Source organism: Thalassospira sp. CA1 (assembly GCF_059052855.1).
This window is the reverse complement of the sequence record NZ_JBZCIA010000005.1, coordinates 26,308-41,783: the sequence shown is the minus strand read 5'-3', so window position 1 is coordinate 41,783 and position 15,476 is coordinate 26,308. Positions and strand designations below refer to the sequence as shown.

The window sequence follows — 15,476 nt, the reverse complement described above, 5'->3', positions numbered from 1 at the left end:
GCCAAACTGTCAGGTGGCAGACATTCCACGAGCCTAGCCCAGCCCATTGCCGCGCCCGGCCAACAATCCGGTGATCAGGCCTGACAGCTCGCAGGCGATCAATGGCTTATTCGGCGGCAACCGATTTATGGTCTGACTTTTCCTGTGCCAAACGTTCGCGCAGGACCGCAACCTGATCACCAGACAACCGCAGACCAAGCTTCGAGCGCCGCCAGATCAGGTCATCAAGATCACGCACCCATTCGTTTTCGATCAAATAGCGGACCTCTGCCTCATACAAGTCATGACCATAACATTTGCCAAGATCACCAACAGTTTTTGCATCACCAACAATCTGGTCGATCCGCGTGCCATAAGCGCGCAGCAGACGTTTGAGCATCACCGCATCCATCCAGTCATAGCGCGCGGCATAATCAGCAAAGGCTGCCTCATAGGATGCATTGGGGAAATCCCCACCCGGCAGCACAGCATTGGCCGTCCACGGGGTGTCCTTGGTACCCAGTTCCTTTGAAATGATCTGAAGCGCATGTTCGGCAAGCTTGCGATAGGTGGTGATTTTGCCACCAAACACATGCAGTGCCGGGGCATGATCACCGTTGGCTTCAAGTTTAAGGGTGTAGTCACGCGACACCTTGGAGGCGTTTGCTTCCGCGCCCTCACCGGCATAAAGCGGCCGCACCCCGGAATAGGTCCAGACGACATCATCAGATGCGATCGGCTTTTTGAAATAGCCGCTGGCAAGCTTGCACAGGTAATCGATTTCATCCTGATCAATCTTGACCTTGGCCGGATCGCCCTTGAAATCAACATCGGTGGTGCCGATCAGGGTGAAGTCATCCTGATAGGGAATGGCAAAGACAATGCGGCCATCACCGTTCTGGAAGATATAGCAGAAATCATGGTCAAACATCTTGGGCACGACGATATGGCTGCCCTTGACCAGACGGATATTGGCCTTGGTGTCGGATTTAACCACACCGTTTTCCGGATTGATCAGATCGGCACACCACGGCCCAGCGGCGTTGATCAGCATGCGCCCTGATACCTCACGGTTTTCGCCGGTTTCCTGATCGCGCAGCGTCACATTCCAACCATCGCCTGTGCGATTTGCCCCGACACATTCAGTGCGGGTCAAAATCTCTGCCCCCATGTCCTTTGCGTCCATGGCATTAAGAACCACAAGCCGCGCATCATCGACCCAGCAATCGGAATAGACAAAGCCCTTTGTCATCTCGTCACGCAGCGGCGCACCCGAAACGTGCTTGGCAAATGAAATGCCCTCGGACGCCGGAAGCTTTTTGCGCCCGCCAAGATGGTCATACAGGAATAATCCAAGACGGATCATCCAGGCCGGACGCAGATCATTGCGATGTGGCAGCACAAAGCGCAGCGGCCAGATGATATGCGGCGCATTATCCAGCAATACTTCGCGTTCGGTCAGCGCTTCGCGCACCAGACGGAACTCGTAATGCTCCAGATAGCGCAACCCACCATGGATCAGCTTTGTACTGGCCGACGAGGTGGCACTGGCCAGATCATCCTTTTCACACAGCAACACTTTAAGGCCCCGGCCCGCCGCATCGCGCGCGATCCCGGCACCGTTAATGCCGCCGCCGATAATGATTAGATCATAGTTTGAAGTGCCAGCCATGGGGGCCTCTCATCGCAGAAGGGAAACTCTTTGATGAGAAAATAGTTCATTTTCGAAAATTTTCAAGTTTCGAATTGTGACATTTATTCGACACAGCCATGCGCCTCTTGCACGCACATGCTTCAGTTATGCTTGATAAACCCGAATCAACCACAGGAAAGAAAACGTTCATTCGTGAACGAAAATGAAAAACCTCGCCTGAGGTTCAGACGGGGATCAAGTGTGCGCAACACGCAATATGTCAGGGCAGATCAGGCCAGCCAGCGTTTCTGCCAGTCAGACAGCATGGCAATCGTCCAAAGCTGATGGCCCCAATTGCGCTTGCCCGACATATGTTCTGACCGGAGCTTTTCGATCTGGCGGCGATCCAGACCGAAGTCGGTATAAAGCGCTTCATTGGCCAGATGGTCGCCCATCCATTCATGAAGCGGCCCGCGCAGCCATTGGGCCAGCGGCACGCCAAAGCCGGTTTTCGGCCGGTCAATCATTTCGCGCGGAACATATTTATACAGGATCTGGCGCAGGGCATATTTGCCGACCGATCCATTCATCTTAAGCCGGGCGGGCAAACGCCAGCCAAACTCGATCACACGATGATCAATAAACGGCACGCGCACCTCAAGCGAATTGGCCATCGATGCCCGGTCCACCTTGGTCAACACATCATCGACCATATACATCATCGTATCCATGGCCTGCATCGAGGACACATAATCGAGATGACGGTTGCGACAGAACTTCTCGCCCGGCACACGGAATTTCTTGCTCGATGCATGCTTGCCGCGCAGCTTGTCCGGATCAAACAGCGAAATCAGCGCATGATAGCGATCAATATCATCGCGGATCGCCAGCAGCGGTGCGGCCTTGTGGATTTTATCGCCAATCGCACTGGTCGATTTCTTGCCCGGCATCAGCCCGATAAGCTTGTCCCAATGATCGGGCGAAAGCATTTTAAGGCCACGCGACACAAGCCCACTGCCAAATGGAATGCTGCCAGCCGCGCGACTGAGCTGCTTGGCCCACAGATAGCGGTTATAGCCGCCGAATGTTTCATCCCCGCCATCGCCCGACAGGGCCACGGTAACGTGTTTGCGGGTCAGGGCCGAGATCAGATAGGTCGGAATGGCAGAACTGTCAAAGAACGGCTCGTCATAGGTTTCCGAAAGCTTCGGCACCAGATCAAGCGCATCCTTGGGTGTCACGTAAAGCTCGGTATGGTCGGTCTTGAGGTGCTTTGCGACTTCACCGGCGAAGGCCGCCTCGTTAAAGGCCTCGTCCTCGAACCCGACGGAGAATGTTTTGACCGGCCGGTCTGAAACCGACTGCATCAGGGCAACGACGGTTGATGAATCAATCCCGCCCGACAGGAACGCCCCCAACGGCACATCGGCCACCATGCGGCGTTGCACCGCATCGCGCAGCAAATCTTCAAGCGCATCAATTGCGCTTTGATCATCGCCGCTCCAGGCATGTGTCTGCCCGTTAAGCACCGCATCTTCGACCGACCAATAGGCGTTTTCGGTCGCCTGATCATGCGATGAAATTTCAAGGATATGGCCGGGTTTCAGCATCTTGGCATGGGCATAGATCGAAAGCCCCGATGGCACATAACCAAAGCGCAAATAGGCATCAAGGCCGGTCTGGTTGACCTCGCGCGAGATGGCATCGCCTGCCAGCAGTCCTTTGACCTCGGACGCAAAACCGATATGGCCGTCATAACGCGACCAGTAAAGCGGCTTGATGCCCAGCCGGTCACGCACAAGGAACAGTTTTTTCTTCTGGCGGTCCCAAAGCGCGATGGCGAACATGCCAATCAGGCGCTTGATGGTGTCGCGCAGGCCCCAATGGGCAATGCATTCAAGGATGACTTCGGTATCGGAATGGCCGCGCCACGTAATATTGGCCGACGTCAGCTTTTCACGCAGTTCCGGGGCGTTATAGATCTCGCCATTATAGACCATGACATAACGGCCATTGGCGGAATGCATCGGCTGTTTGCCAGCATCGGAAAGATCAATGATGGCAAGGCGGCGCTGCCCAAGGGCAATACCCTCTTGCTCATCAAGCCAGACATCACCGCCATCCGGGCCACGGTGATACAGCGCGTCATTCATGCGCGACACACGATCGCCCAAGCGCGTTGCATCAGCTTGTTCAGACAGCCATAAACCGGCAATTCCACACATGAAAATATCCTGTAAAGCCCTGCCGTTACTTAAAACAATAACGGTGTGCCCTACAATGAAAACATTCGCAAAAGCCGGGTAATTCGACGATTTTTAACGCCGATTGATCCCAAGCCGCGCCATCCGGCGATAAAGCGTGTTGCGCCCAATGCCCAGTGCCTTGGCGGTGTTGCTGATGTGCCATTGCTGATCATCAAGGACTTGGCGCAGGGCATCGGCCTCCGCCCTTGCGATGGTCTGGCCCGGCGATGGCGGTGCATTATCCTGCGTTGCATGGAAATCATCGGGCAAATGATGACGGTCAATCACCCCGTCTTCGGCAAAGACGGCGGCATATTGCAACACATTGATCAGTTCGCGCACATTGCCCGGCCAAGCGTGACGGGTCAAAAGTGCCAGAACATCATCACTGCATGCGACATACTCATCCGACAACGCTGCCAAAAGCCGCCCAATCAGATCAGCCAGGTCACTGCGTTCACGTAACGGCGGCACGGCAAGGCGCGCGCCCTTGATGCGATAAAGCAGGTCTTCACGGAATTTGCCCTCGGCTACCGCCGCATTCAAATCGACATTGCTCGCACAGATCAGGCGGAAATCGACCGGCACGGACTTGGTGCTGCCAAGCGGCTCAACCGTGCGGCTTTCAAGCACACGCAGCAATCGGCCTTGGGCGGCCAGCGGCATATCGCCGATTTCATCGAGAAACAGTGTGCCGCCATTGGCCTCGCGGATGCGGCCACCAAACCCGTCGCGAGCTGCGCCGGTAAAGGCGCCACCGGCATGACCAAACAGTTCGTTTTCAATCAGTCCTTCGGGAAGGGCGGCACAGTTGATCGCAACAAAGGCCTTTGATTTGCCAAGGGTGGCATCATGAATGTGGCGGGCGAGATATTCCTTGCCGCTGCCGGTTTCACCCGACATCAGGACATTGATATCGCGCGCATGAAGCCGCGTGCCGATTTCAAAAATGCGCCGCAACGCGGCGTCCTTGTCCGGGATATCAGTCGTGCGTCGGGCTGGCAGGGATGGCGCCTTGCGCGCCACCGGTGTTGAGCGCCCGACATAACGGCGGCGCATCCGTTGCGGGATGGTGACACTGCCAAACAAAACCCCGCCGCCCGCGATATTAAGCGGGGTTGCCGAGGTGCCCTGCCCGTCCGGGCTTGCCAGTTTGGCAATCAGGTTGTCGACATCCATCTCGAACATATCGGCGATATCGGCGGAATTATCACACGCCGCCAGAATGCGACGCGCAGTCGATGTCGCCCCGCTGATTGTGCCATCTGGCGCAATCGAAATCATCGCATCACGGGTTGATCCGACATGACGGGCATCGGGATGAAGGTGGACAATCACATCACCGGCGCGTTCATCAAAAAACAGGATACGTTCAAGCGCATCGGCATAATCGGCCACCATGCCGCGCACGCGCAGGCAATCGGGGCGTTTGATATCTTCGCGCACAGCCGATACATCCAGGACCGAGCACACCTTGCCATCAGGATCAAAGACGGGGGCTGCTGTACAGGTCAGAACCGAATGCTGTGCCAGGAAATGTTCGTCCTTGTGGATGGTGATCGGGCGACCTTCGACAATACAGGTACCAATGCCGTTCGTACCTTCGCGTTCCTCGCTCCAGACCGCACCGGGGAGCAGGCCGTTGGTGCGAAACGATGGCAACAGGGAATGGGCCGCAACACTATCAAGGATCACGCCGCTATTATCGGTCAGAAACACCGCATAGCCGGATGCATCGATCTTGCGATACAGCGTGCGCACAAGGTCATGGGCATGGTGATAAAGCCGCCCGTTGCGATCGCGCAATTGCCGGGTCTGGCTTTCAGATATGACTTCGGGACGGCGCAAGGTGTCATGAGCCAGACCAAAGCGTTGTTCACACCGTTGCCAGCTTTCAAGCACCGCACGATTTTGCGCCCCACCGCTCAGCTGCAGGGCTGCTTCTATCCGTCCGCCGGGAAGGTTTCCTGACATAGACGCTATCTCCCTTGTGTCGGTGTTTTTGCCATTATTTTGGACCGGATTCTTCCGGTGCGTGACTTTTGCCACAGCCGATCACAGGCGATCACAGGCGATCACAGGCGATCACAGGCGAAATCGTAACACATTTGACGTCCCCCACGCCAAACAGTTTCGCCCGCCAATTCCGGCAAAACCATGAGTGTTCCATTTTTGGAACAATTTGTGCCAATCGCCCTGTTCCAGTCATACCGATGGCACAAAACACCCGGTTCAACGGGAAACCCGCAACCATCTGAAAAACAGGTTCTTTCTGACAAGCCGGCACGGAAATCGCCAAGTGGCACGACCTTTGCGGGTAACGGATCGTCATAATCAAAAATGCGGGCGGCAAATCGCCCGTTATCTCGGAGGAACCCAAATGATCTACAAGAATCCAAATGACGCAGGCAGCAAGGTCAGCTTCAAAGGCCGTTATGAAAACTTCATTGGCGGTGAATGGGTGGCCCCTGCCAAGGGTCAGTATTTTGAAAATGTCTCGCCGGTAAATGGCAAGCCGTTCTGCGAAGTTGCACGATCGAGCTCTGCAGACATTGAAAAGGCACTTGACGCCGCACATGCCGCCTTCCCGGCCTGGGGCAAGACCTCGGTCACGGAACGGGCCAATATGCTCAACAAGATTGCTGATCGCATGGAAGCCAATCTTGAAATGCTGGCCGTCGCCGAAACCTGGGACAATGGCAAGGCCGTGCGTGAAACGCTGGCAGCCGACATTCCACTTGCGATTGACCATTTCCGCTATTTCGCGGGTGCTATTCGCGCACAGGAAGGCTCGCTTGGCGAGATTGACGACAACACGGTCGCCTATCACTTCCATGAACCGCTTGGCGTGGTTGGTCAGATCATTCCATGGAACTTCCCGATCCTGATGGCGGTGTGGAAACTGGCCCCGGCACTGGCTGCGGGGAACTGTGTGGTTCTGAAACCGGCCGAACAAACCCCAGCATCAATCTGTGTTCTGATGGAACTGATTTCCGATCTGATCCCGGCGGGCGTTGTCAACGTTGTGCAGGGCTTTGGCGTGGAAGCCGGCAAGCCGCTGGCACAAAGCAACCGTGTCGCCAAGGTCGCCTTTACGGGGGAAACCACCACCGGCCGCCTGATCATGCAATATGCATCGGAAAACATCATTCCGGTCACCCTGGAGCTTGGTGGCAAGTCGCCGAACATCTTCTTTGAAGACATCATGGCAGCGGACGATGATTTCCGCCAAAAGGCCGCCGAAGGCATGGCAATGTTTGCCCTGAACCAGGGTGAAGTTTGCACCTGCCCGTCGCGCGCGATCATTCAGGAAAGCATCTATGACAAGTTCATGGATAGCGTTCTGTCGCGCGTTGCCAGCATCAAACAGGGCAACCCGCTTGATACCGACACCATGATGGGTGCACAGGCCTCGACCGAACAGATGGAAAAAATCATGTCCTATCTGGATATCGGCAAACAGGAAGGTGCCGAAGTCCTGTGTGGCGGTGACAAGGCCGATCTGGGTGGGGACCTTTCCGATGGTTTCTATATCCAGCCAACCATCTTCAAGGGCCATAACCGCATGCGGATTTTCCAGGAGGAAATCTTTGGCCCGGTCGTTTCGGCCACCACGTTCAAGGACGATGCCGAGGCCCTTCATATCGCCAATGACACGCTGTATGGCCTTGGGGCTGGTGTCTGGACCCGCGATGCCAACCGGTCCTATCGCTTCGGCCGTGATATCAAGGCCGGTCGTGTGTGGACCAACTGCTATCACCTCTATCCGGCGCATGCGGCCTTTGGTGGTTACAAGCAATCGGGCATCGGGCGTGAAAACCACAAGATGATGCTTAACCACTATCAGCAGACCAAGAACCTTCTGGTTTCTTATGATCCGAAACCGATGGGCTTCTTCTGATCCGATCCTCTTCACAGCCGGACGCAAGCACCGTCTTGCGTCCGGTCGCCTTTCGCAAAGAAGGAGGTGACATTGACTGGATCAGAAAACGCGCCTGACAGGGTGGTTGCGACAGATGCCGCGATTGAACTGATCAGGAAGCTCAAGGATATCCACGGGCCGGTGATGTTTCATCAGTCCGGGGGCTGCTGCGATGGCAGTGCACCGATGTGCTTTCCCGACGGGGAATTCAAAACCGGTGATCAGGACGTGTTGCTCGGCGAGATTGAAGGCAGCCCGTTCTATATCGGGCGCGCACAGTTCGAATATTGGCGCCATACCCAGCTGATCATTGATGTGGTCGACGGGCGCGGCGGCATGTTCTCGCTTGAAGGACCAGAGGGCAAACGCTTCCTGACCCGATCGCGCATCTTTAGCGACGAAGAATGGAACGCGCTTAAGGCGCATGAAGAAAAGGCACCAATCACGGATTAGCAAAGCCAACGCTTTTCGATCCTGGATCTACCCGGGCGTTTCGTTTTCGACATCTCCTCCCATGGTGTCCACCCCCAGCGAAACGCCATAAGAAGCTGCCAGCTTATCCGGCGCATGGGTGGCTTCTTCCCCCTTGCCCGCTGCTTCCCCCCATTTGGGCAGCGGGCATTTTTTATGCCAGCACCACAAGCACCACCCCCGAAAGGGCACAAAGAAACATCAGCGACAACAGGGCCGCCATCACCACCCGCCCGCCAACATGCAGGATATTGCGGATATCAACACTCAATCCCAAAGCGGCCATGGCAAGGATGGTCAGGAAGGACGATGTGGTTTTGATCGGCGCGCGGGCAATATCGGGGATCAGATCAAACGAACAGCCCACCATCATGGCGATAAAGCCGATGATGAACCATGGCACGACCTGGGCAATCGGAAGCTTGGTTTCACGTGCCCGACCGCCAATCACGGCCAGCGCAAAGATCACTGGCCCCAGCATCAGAACCCGGATCAGTTTGACCAGCGTGCCGACCTGAACCGCAAGGGTGCCAGCCGGGGCGGTTGCCGCCAGAACCTGCGGCACGGCATAGACGGTTAGCCCTGAAAATATCCCGTATTGGGTTGCCGATAATCCAAGCCCGGCATGAAGCATCGGCAGAACAAAAACAAACAGTACCCCCAGAACCGCCGTAAAGGAGATCGAGGCCGCCACATCATCTGATTGTGCCTCAATCACCGGGGCGGTTGCCGCAATTGCCGAATTGCCACAGATTGAATTGCCGCATGCGACGAGCATCGAAAGATGGTTCGATAGGCCAAGTGCGCGCCCGATGTGATAGCTGACAAACAGGCTGATACAGACCACCGCGATGATGGCCGCAACCAACCCGCCCCCGGCCGACCCGATGGCCTGCGCGCTAATCGACGCCCCCAAAAGTACAATGGCAATTTCAAGCACCGTCTTGGCACAAAACCGCACCCCGGCAAAATAGCGCGGCGCCAATCCAAACACGGATCGCACCACCACCCCGATCAGAATGGCAAAAACCAGACTTTCCACCCAGCCACGCCCGAACAACATACGCTCGGCATGTTCGGCCAGCTTGGCGGCAAGTGCGACCAGAACGGTTACAGCAAGCCCGGGCAAGATCGGTTTGAGGTGGGTGTTAAAAAACATGGTTTTCCTGTGTTTTGATCACAGGCAGAAAATCCCACACCCAACCATTTACTTCCATCGAATAAAAACTCATGTTTCATTCAATTAAATTGAACGGTTGAACGTAACCATGATGACACTTGAACAGCTTCAGATCTTTGTCGCGGTTGCCGAACGCGAACATCTGACCCGCGCGGCTGAGGCCATTGGCCTGACGCCATCGGCCGTCAGCTCCGCGATCAAGAATCTTGAAGGCTTTTATGGTGTGGCGCTGTTTAACCGGGTCGGACGGCGGATTGAGCTGACCCAGACCGGGCGATTGTTCCTTGATGAAGCCAAATCAACACTGGCCCGTGCACGGGCAGCAGAACTGACCTTGGCGGAACTGGGCGGCATGCAACGCGGGGAGCTTAATGTTTATGCCAGTCAGACGATTGCCAGTTACTGGTTGCCGCCGTTTCTGATGAAATTTCATGATCAGTATCCCGGCATCGAAATCCGCCTGACGATTGGCAACACCAAAACCGTTTCCGATGCGGTGCGTGGCGGGGCGGCCGATATCGGCTTTATCGAAGGCGACATTGATGAACCGGCATTGGCCAAACGCGAAGTCGCCGAAGACGCATTGGTGATTGTTGTTTCCCCCAAACACCCCTGGGCCAATGGCCGCGCGCTAAACCCACAGGCCCTTGTCACCCAGACCAACTGGATCCTGCGCGAAGCAGGTTCAGGCACCAGATCGGAATTCGAAACCGCCTTGCGCGATCTGGGCGTTGACCCCGCGCGCCTGCGCACCGCACTTGTCCTGCCCAGTAACGAGGCGGTGATTACCGCGGTTGAAAACGGCATCGCCGCCACCGCCGTTTCACAATTCGCGGTCAGCTCGCTGATCGCCCAGGGCCGCCTTGCGCGTGCCAACTTCCCGATCCCACCGCGCAAATTCATGGTGCTGCGCCATAAAGAACGCCAGCAAACGCAAAGTTCGCTAGCACTTGAGAAACTGTGCCTTTCGCCACCGAGCACCTAGATCGCTACAATCGAATTTAAAAATATTCCAAGTGTAAATTGCGCATTCGCAATGCAGCATTTCGGGGTCGGTTCTAATGGTCGGTCTGACAGGGCAACCTGTGCATGCGCCACCCACCAACGACACATGCATCCGTCAAAGGGCACTTCCGATCGCGGAAGATGCAGAGTTGTCCAGAGGCTTCGCCACCTTAGAGGACCCTGCCAATGCTTGATGCAGAACTATTGGCGCGCATACAGTTTGCCTTTACCGTCTCGTTCCACATTATCTTTCCGTCCTTCACCATCGGACTGGCAAGCTTCCTGTTTGTGCTCGAAGCCCTGTGGCTGCGCACCAGGGACGAGACCTATCTTTCGCTTTACAAATTCTGGATGAAAATCTTTGCCCTGGCCTTTGGCATGGGCGTCGTATCCGGGATTGTGATGTCCTATCAGTTCGGCACGAACTGGGGACCGTTTTCCGAATTTACCGGCGGTGTGATCGGCCCGCTTCTGGCCTATGAGGTGCTGAGCGCCTTCTTCCTTGAGGCCGGGTTCCTTGGCATCATGCTGTTTGGCTTGAACCGTGTCGGGCCGAAGCTGCACTTTACCGCTACCACCATGGTTGCGATCGGCACCCTTTTCTCGGCCTTCTGGATTTTGTCGGCCAATAGCTGGATGCAAACGCCTGACGGCTATGTGATCGAAAATGGCCGGGCGGTTGTTTCAAGCTGGATCGACGCAATCTTCAATCCGAACTTCCCCTATCGTCTGGTGCATATGGTGCTGGCGGCTTACCTCACCACCGCCCTTGTGGTTGGTGCGGTTGGCGCATGGCATCTGATGCGTGATCGCGAAAACCGGGCGGCCAGGATCATGTTTTCCATGGCGATGTGGATGGCGGCCATCCTCGGCCCGATCCAGATCTTTGCCGGTGACCTGCACGGGCTTAATACCCTTGAACATCAGCCGGCCAAAGTGGCCGCGATGGAAGGGCATTTTGACACCCGCGAAGGTGCACCCCTGATCCTGTTTGGCATGCCCGACATGGAAGAGGAAGAAACCAAATACGCACTCGAAATTCCCAAGCTGGGGTCGATGATCCTGACCCATGAATGGGATGGCAAGATCACGGGTTTGAAGGACTTCGCGCCTGAAGATCGCCCGAACGCGGCAATTGTGTTCTGGACCTTCCGGATCATGGTCGGGCTGGGTGTTTTGATGGCACTTCTGGGCATTGCGAGTGTCATCGCACGCCTGCGCAAGAAGCTTTATAGCTGTGGCTATCTGCATCGCTTTGCCCTTCTGATGGGGCCAAGTGGCTTTGTTGCCATTCTGGCGGGCTGGTTTACCACCGAGGTCGGGCGGCAGCCCTGGGTGGTCTATGGCCTGATGCGAACATCCGAGGCCGGGTCGCCCGTCGCCCCGACTGCCATTGCCGGATCGCTGATCGCCTTTGTTGTGGTTTATGCCATCGTGTTCGGGGTCGGCACGGCCTATATCCTGCGCGCCATGGTCAAGGACCCGCGCAGCGCCCACATCCCTGAAGAAACCGAAATCTTGCGGGCGGGTGGTCGCCAATCGACCGCCGCACATCCGCCCGTGGCAGGAGAATGATCATGGATTATCAACTGATCTGGGTTCTGCTGATTGCTGTTGCCGTCTTTGCCTATGTCACGCTGGATGGCTTTGACCTTGGCATTGGCATCCTGTTTCCCTTCATCAAGAACCCGAAAAATCGCGGCCGGATGATGAATACCGTCGCCCCGGTGTGGGATGGCAATGAAACCTGGCTGATCCTGGGCGGGGGTGGGCTTTATGCCGCCTTCCCGCAGGCCTATTCATTGCTGATGACCGCTTTTTACATTCCGGTCTTCACGATGCTGTTGGCGCTTGTTTTCCGTGGTGTGGCGTTTGAGTTCCGGTTCAAAAGCAAGAACCACCAGAAACACTGGGACTTTGCCTTTTCCGCCGGTTCGATCATCGCAGCCGCGATGCAAGGCGCGATGCTGGGCGGCTTTATCGAAGGCATCGCCGTTGAAAACGGGCGTTTTGTTGGCGGTGCGTTTGATTGGCTGAGCCCGTTTTCGGTGTTCTGCGCCACGGCAGTTGTGGTGGGCTATGCCCTGCTTGGCACCGGCTGGCTGATCATGAAAATGGAAGGCAATTTTCAGGGCAACTTGCGCAAACTTGCCAAACCAGCCGTAATCTGGATGGCGGCCAATCTTGGCGTGGTGTCGCTGATGACGACCTATGTCAACCCGGCCTATGCCCAGCGCTGGTTTGAATTGCCAAACATGCTGTATCTCGCCCCCATTCCGCTTGTGACGGTCGGGTTGCTCTACTGGCTGTGGCACGCGGTCAAGAAGCGTGAAAAGACGGTGTTTAGCATCACGCTTGGCATTTTCTTCCTGAGTTATCTTGGCTTCGGGATCACGCTTTATCCCAATATCGTGCCGCCGATGATCACATTCCGCGATGCGGCCGCCCCGGAAAACAGCCTTGCCTTCATGCTGGTGGGGGCTGTGGTCCTGCTGCCGATCATTCTGGCCTATACCGCCTATGCCTATTGGGTATTTCGCGGCAAGACCGGGGATGAGGGGTATCACTGATGGCCAGCATCAAATCACCTGTCAAATCCCCAAAAGCCCGCAGATGGCTGTGGTTTGTCGGCCTTTATGTCGGCGGGGTTGTCGTGCTTGGCGCAGCATCATTACTGCTGCGCGCCCTGATGGGGCAGGCATGACCATGCACATGCCCTGACGAATGCAAACTCCCGTGACCTGCTTCATTACCCCCGACAGCAGGTCTCTACCCGGCAGCACTCCCCACCCGCTGCCGGGTTCTTTTTTGCTTACTGGTTGTCCTTGCGCCGGATCAGCAGGGCCAAACGTTCAATCCCGTCGCGGATACGTTCGTTGCTTTCGGTGGCAAAGCTCAGGCGCGCGGTATTGATGCCGCTTTGATCACAGAAGAATGCCTGACCGGGGACAAAGGCGACTTTGGCATCCTCCATCGCATCGATCAGAAGTTCGCGGCTGTTGATGTTGTCGGGCAATGTTAACCAGACAAACATGCCCCCTTGCGGGCGCGACCAACTGACACCTTCGGGCATGAAGTCCTCAAGCGCGCCCAGCATCACATCACGTTTGGCGCGATAGGCATCCTGCAGGGTTTCCAGATGGCTTGGGAACAGTTTCGACGCGGCACGCAGTGCGATTTCCTGATTGATCGTAGAAACATGCAGATCCCCCGCCTGCTTCATCAAAACAAGCTGACGGATCACCGGGCGCGGTGCCGTGATCCAGCCGATACGAAGGGCCGGTGCCAGCGTTTTGGAAAAGGTACCCAACTGAATAACCGTTCCGGCATCCGGATCGCCATGGGTGTCATCAAGGGCCAAAAGCGACGGCAGGCTTTCACCTTCATAGGCAAGCTTGCAATAGGCCGCGTCTTCAAGGATCACCGCGCCATATTTGCGCGCAGTCTCCAGCACCGCCAAACGGCGATCAAGCGAATAGGATCGCCCGGTCGGGTTCTGGAAATCCGGCGACAGATAGGCAATCCGGGCCCCCTTGGCAAAGGCGGCATAAAGTTCGGCAATCACCGGCCCCTCATCATCCATGGCAATGCCGACATAGCTTGGCCGACGCATGGAAAAGGCCTGCATCGCGCCAAGATAGCTTGGCTTTTCCAGAACGATCTCGCGCCCCGGTTCCAGCAACAGGCGGGCGAGCATATCCAGCCCCTGCTGCGCGCCACAGGTAATCAGGATGTTATCAATATCGCGCACAGCCCCCGTCGCCGCCAGATCGTCCGCAATCCATTGCCGCAGCCCGGGCAGGCCTTCACTGATGGAATATTGCAGACTGCGACGCCCGGCCTGCTCATCGCCGGTCAGATCGCCATAAACATCATTAAAGGTCGCAAGCGGGAAAAGCTTGGGATCGGGCACACCACCGGCAAATGAAATAATCTCTGGCCGTTCGGCCACTTTCAGCAGGTCACGAATTTCGGACGCCCGCAGGGCACGGGCATCGGCGACGATCATTTCATTCCATTGAACAGACATGGCAGCACTCTTTAGGTCAGCAACATTGCCGTTATTTGGCAAGCAACACTGACCTAAATCAAGTTTATTTTATCGAACCATCTAAATTTGAAATAAAATTACAATTTGGTCTATCGCCAAGCTTGTTACAGCCCCATGCGGTTTTGCTCTGTGCCCTTTATTTTGCCAGCAGCCAGGCCCGACAAAAGACCACGGAAACCAGCACAACCGCGAAACAGCCGATCAACGCGGAAAATACAGCACTGACGATCAGAAATGCCGGATCGGCGGGGATGCCGATGGCAACCAGTATCGCCACCACCTGCCCCATGACTGGCAACACCAAGGCTGAGAGAATGGGCAGGAACAGAACCACCGCCAAGAGTCGCACAAGCAGATAGAAGAAGCATCGCCGTCCAACGGCCAGAACATCGCCAAACCTTGCCTGCCCCGCCTGAACGATCATCGCACCCCATGCGCCCAACAGCACAAACAGGACAAAGGCCAGAAGGGCCACCACAGCCCCCGCACCAAGACGCAAAGCGGCCGACGCATCAACGCGGCCTGTACTCATCAATAGAAGATCAGACACAAACACAAGCTGATAGAGCGTGCCCAAAACCGCCACCACCAATGCTGCAGCCATCATGCCCCGCGCAAAATGCAGCACCCCGGCCAAACCGTTTGATAGCATGGCCGCAAACCCGACCTCGCCCCTCAGGACAGCGATGTGGCTGACATAGGCAACGGGGATCAGCGGAATGGCATAAACCGCAAACCAGATGACTTGCCAGATGGCGCCCGTCAGGTTGGGCGTGCCTTCAGCGTCCAGCAATGCCGGGCCGGGCATGACAGATCCAAGCCCGCTGATCAGAACCGTCAGCAACACCGAAATGGCAACAATGCCCCGCCCCTGCCACATCAGGGCCATACCATCCTGAATAATCCAGGTCTTGAATGGCTGTGCGTGTCCGTTCATCGCCCCCCACATATCGCCGCCGCAATTGCGTGCGATTGATATGGCGATGAAT

At 56.2% G+C, this 15,476-nt stretch carries 12 protein-coding genes; 6 read left to right on the top strand and 6 right to left on the bottom strand.

What is annotated here, in order from left to right; translation table 11 throughout:
* Positions 1-106: 106 nt before the first annotated feature.
* The 3 genes from glpD to AC5Q5A_RS10320 all read right to left on the bottom strand — a co-directional run bounded on the left by glpD (position 107) and on the right by AC5Q5A_RS10320 (position 5,832).
* Positions 107-1,651: a glycerol-3-phosphate dehydrogenase gene (gene glpD / locus AC5Q5A_RS10330; protein ID WP_493895210.1), complete on the bottom strand. Its 1,545-nt coding sequence runs from the start codon at positions 1,649-1,651 to the stop codon at positions 107-109.
* Between the two features lie 251 nt (positions 1,652-1,902).
* Positions 1,903-3,837, bottom strand: coding sequence for an asparagine synthase (glutamine-hydrolyzing) (asnB, locus tag AC5Q5A_RS10325; protein ID WP_493895209.1), 1,935 nt, complete (start codon positions 3,835-3,837; stop codon positions 1,903-1,905).
* A gap of 93 nt (positions 3,838-3,930) precedes the next feature.
* Entirely contained in the window at positions 3,931-5,832 is a 1,902-nt protein-coding gene (locus AC5Q5A_RS10320) for a sigma-54-dependent Fis family transcriptional regulator (RefSeq protein WP_493895208.1), read from the bottom strand.
* A gap of 406 nt (positions 5,833-6,238) precedes the next feature.
* Here AC5Q5A_RS10320 and adh point away from each other — a divergent pair, with 406 nt between their 5' ends.
* Together adh and AC5Q5A_RS10310 are read left to right on the top strand one after the other, a co-directional pair.
* On the top strand, positions 6,239-7,759 hold the full coding sequence (gene adh / locus AC5Q5A_RS10315; protein WP_493895207.1) for an aldehyde dehydrogenase: 1,521 nt from the start codon (positions 6,239-6,241) through the stop codon (positions 7,757-7,759).
* A gap of 72 nt (positions 7,760-7,831) precedes the next feature.
* Positions 7,832-8,233, top strand: coding sequence for a DUF779 domain-containing protein (locus AC5Q5A_RS10310; protein ID WP_493895206.1), 402 nt, complete (start codon positions 7,832-7,834; stop codon positions 8,231-8,233).
* Between the two features lie 172 nt (positions 8,234-8,405).
* Here AC5Q5A_RS10310 and AC5Q5A_RS10305 read toward each other — a convergent pair whose 3' ends face one another.
* Positions 8,406-9,410, bottom strand: a complete 1,005-nt coding sequence (locus tag AC5Q5A_RS10305; RefSeq protein WP_493895205.1) for a YeiH family protein — start codon at positions 9,408-9,410, stop codon at positions 8,406-8,408.
* 109 nt (positions 9,411-9,519) lie between these two features.
* Here AC5Q5A_RS10305 and AC5Q5A_RS10300 point away from each other — a divergent pair, with 109 nt between their 5' ends.
* From AC5Q5A_RS10300 to AC5Q5A_RS10285, 4 genes are all read left to right on the top strand, one after another.
* On the top strand, positions 9,520-10,416 hold the full coding sequence (locus AC5Q5A_RS10300; RefSeq protein ID WP_493895204.1) for a LysR family transcriptional regulator: 897 nt from the start codon (positions 9,520-9,522) through the stop codon (positions 10,414-10,416).
* 206 nt (positions 10,417-10,622) lie between these two features.
* Positions 10,623-12,011: a cytochrome ubiquinol oxidase subunit I gene (locus AC5Q5A_RS10295; RefSeq protein ID WP_493895203.1), complete on the top strand. Its 1,389-nt coding sequence runs from the start codon at positions 10,623-10,625 to the stop codon at positions 12,009-12,011.
* 2 nt (positions 12,012-12,013) lie between these two features.
* The gene (gene cydB, locus AC5Q5A_RS10290; RefSeq protein ID WP_493895202.1) at positions 12,014-13,006 is read left to right on the top strand and encodes a cytochrome d ubiquinol oxidase subunit II; all 993 of its coding nucleotides are present in this window, start codon (positions 12,014-12,016) and stop codon (positions 13,004-13,006) included.
* Positions 13,006-13,140 carry a DUF2474 family protein gene (locus AC5Q5A_RS10285; protein WP_083952901.1) on the top strand — a complete coding sequence of 45 codons (135 nt, stop codon included), beginning with the start codon at positions 13,006-13,008 and terminating at the stop codon, positions 13,138-13,140. The genes cydB and AC5Q5A_RS10285 overlap by 1 nt, the downstream gene beginning before the upstream one ends.
* Before the next feature lie 108 nt (positions 13,141-13,248).
* Here AC5Q5A_RS10285 and AC5Q5A_RS10280 read toward each other — a convergent pair whose 3' ends face one another.
* Together AC5Q5A_RS10280 and AC5Q5A_RS10275 are read right to left on the bottom strand one after the other, a co-directional pair.
* A complete protein-coding gene (locus AC5Q5A_RS10280; RefSeq protein ID WP_493895201.1) occupies positions 13,249-14,466 on the bottom strand; it encodes an aminotransferase-like domain-containing protein in 1,218 nt (405 codons plus the stop codon).
* A 157-nt stretch (positions 14,467-14,623) separates the two neighbouring features.
* A complete protein-coding gene (locus AC5Q5A_RS10275; RefSeq protein ID WP_493895200.1) occupies positions 14,624-15,424 on the bottom strand; it encodes a hypothetical protein in 801 nt (266 codons plus the stop codon).
* Positions 15,425-15,476: the final 52 nt, after the last annotated feature.

Coding starts and splice junctions, on each gene's coding strand:
- glpD (WP_493895210.1), bottom strand. CDS start 1,651: ATGGCTGGCACTTCAAACTATGATCTAATCATTATCGGCGGCGGCATT.
- asnB (WP_493895209.1), bottom strand. CDS start 3,837: ATGTGTGGAATTGCCGGTTTATGGCTGTCTGAACAAGCTGATGCAACG.
- AC5Q5A_RS10320 (WP_493895208.1), bottom strand. CDS start 5,832: ATGTCAGGAAACCTTCCCGGCGGACGGATAGAAGCAGCCCTGCAGCTG.
- adh (WP_493895207.1), top strand. CDS start 6,239: ATGATCTACAAGAATCCAAATGACGCAGGCAGCAAGGTCAGCTTCAAA.
- AC5Q5A_RS10305 (WP_493895205.1), bottom strand. CDS start 9,410: ATGTTTTTTAACACCCACCTCAAACCGATCTTGCCCGGGCTTGCTGTA.
- AC5Q5A_RS10300 (WP_493895204.1), top strand. CDS start 9,520: ATGATGACACTTGAACAGCTTCAGATCTTTGTCGCGGTTGCCGAACGC.
- AC5Q5A_RS10295 (WP_493895203.1), top strand. CDS start 10,623: ATGCTTGATGCAGAACTATTGGCGCGCATACAGTTTGCCTTTACCGTC.
- cydB (WP_493895202.1), top strand. CDS start 12,014: ATGGATTATCAACTGATCTGGGTTCTGCTGATTGCTGTTGCCGTCTTT.
- AC5Q5A_RS10285 (WP_083952901.1), top strand. CDS start 13,006: ATGGCCAGCATCAAATCACCTGTCAAATCCCCAAAAGCCCGCAGATGG.
- AC5Q5A_RS10280 (WP_493895201.1), bottom strand. CDS start 14,466: ATGTCTGTTCAATGGAATGAAATGATCGTCGCCGATGCCCGTGCCCTG.
- AC5Q5A_RS10275 (WP_493895200.1), bottom strand. CDS start 15,424: ATGAACGGACACGCACAGCCATTCAAGACCTGGATTATTCAGGATGGT.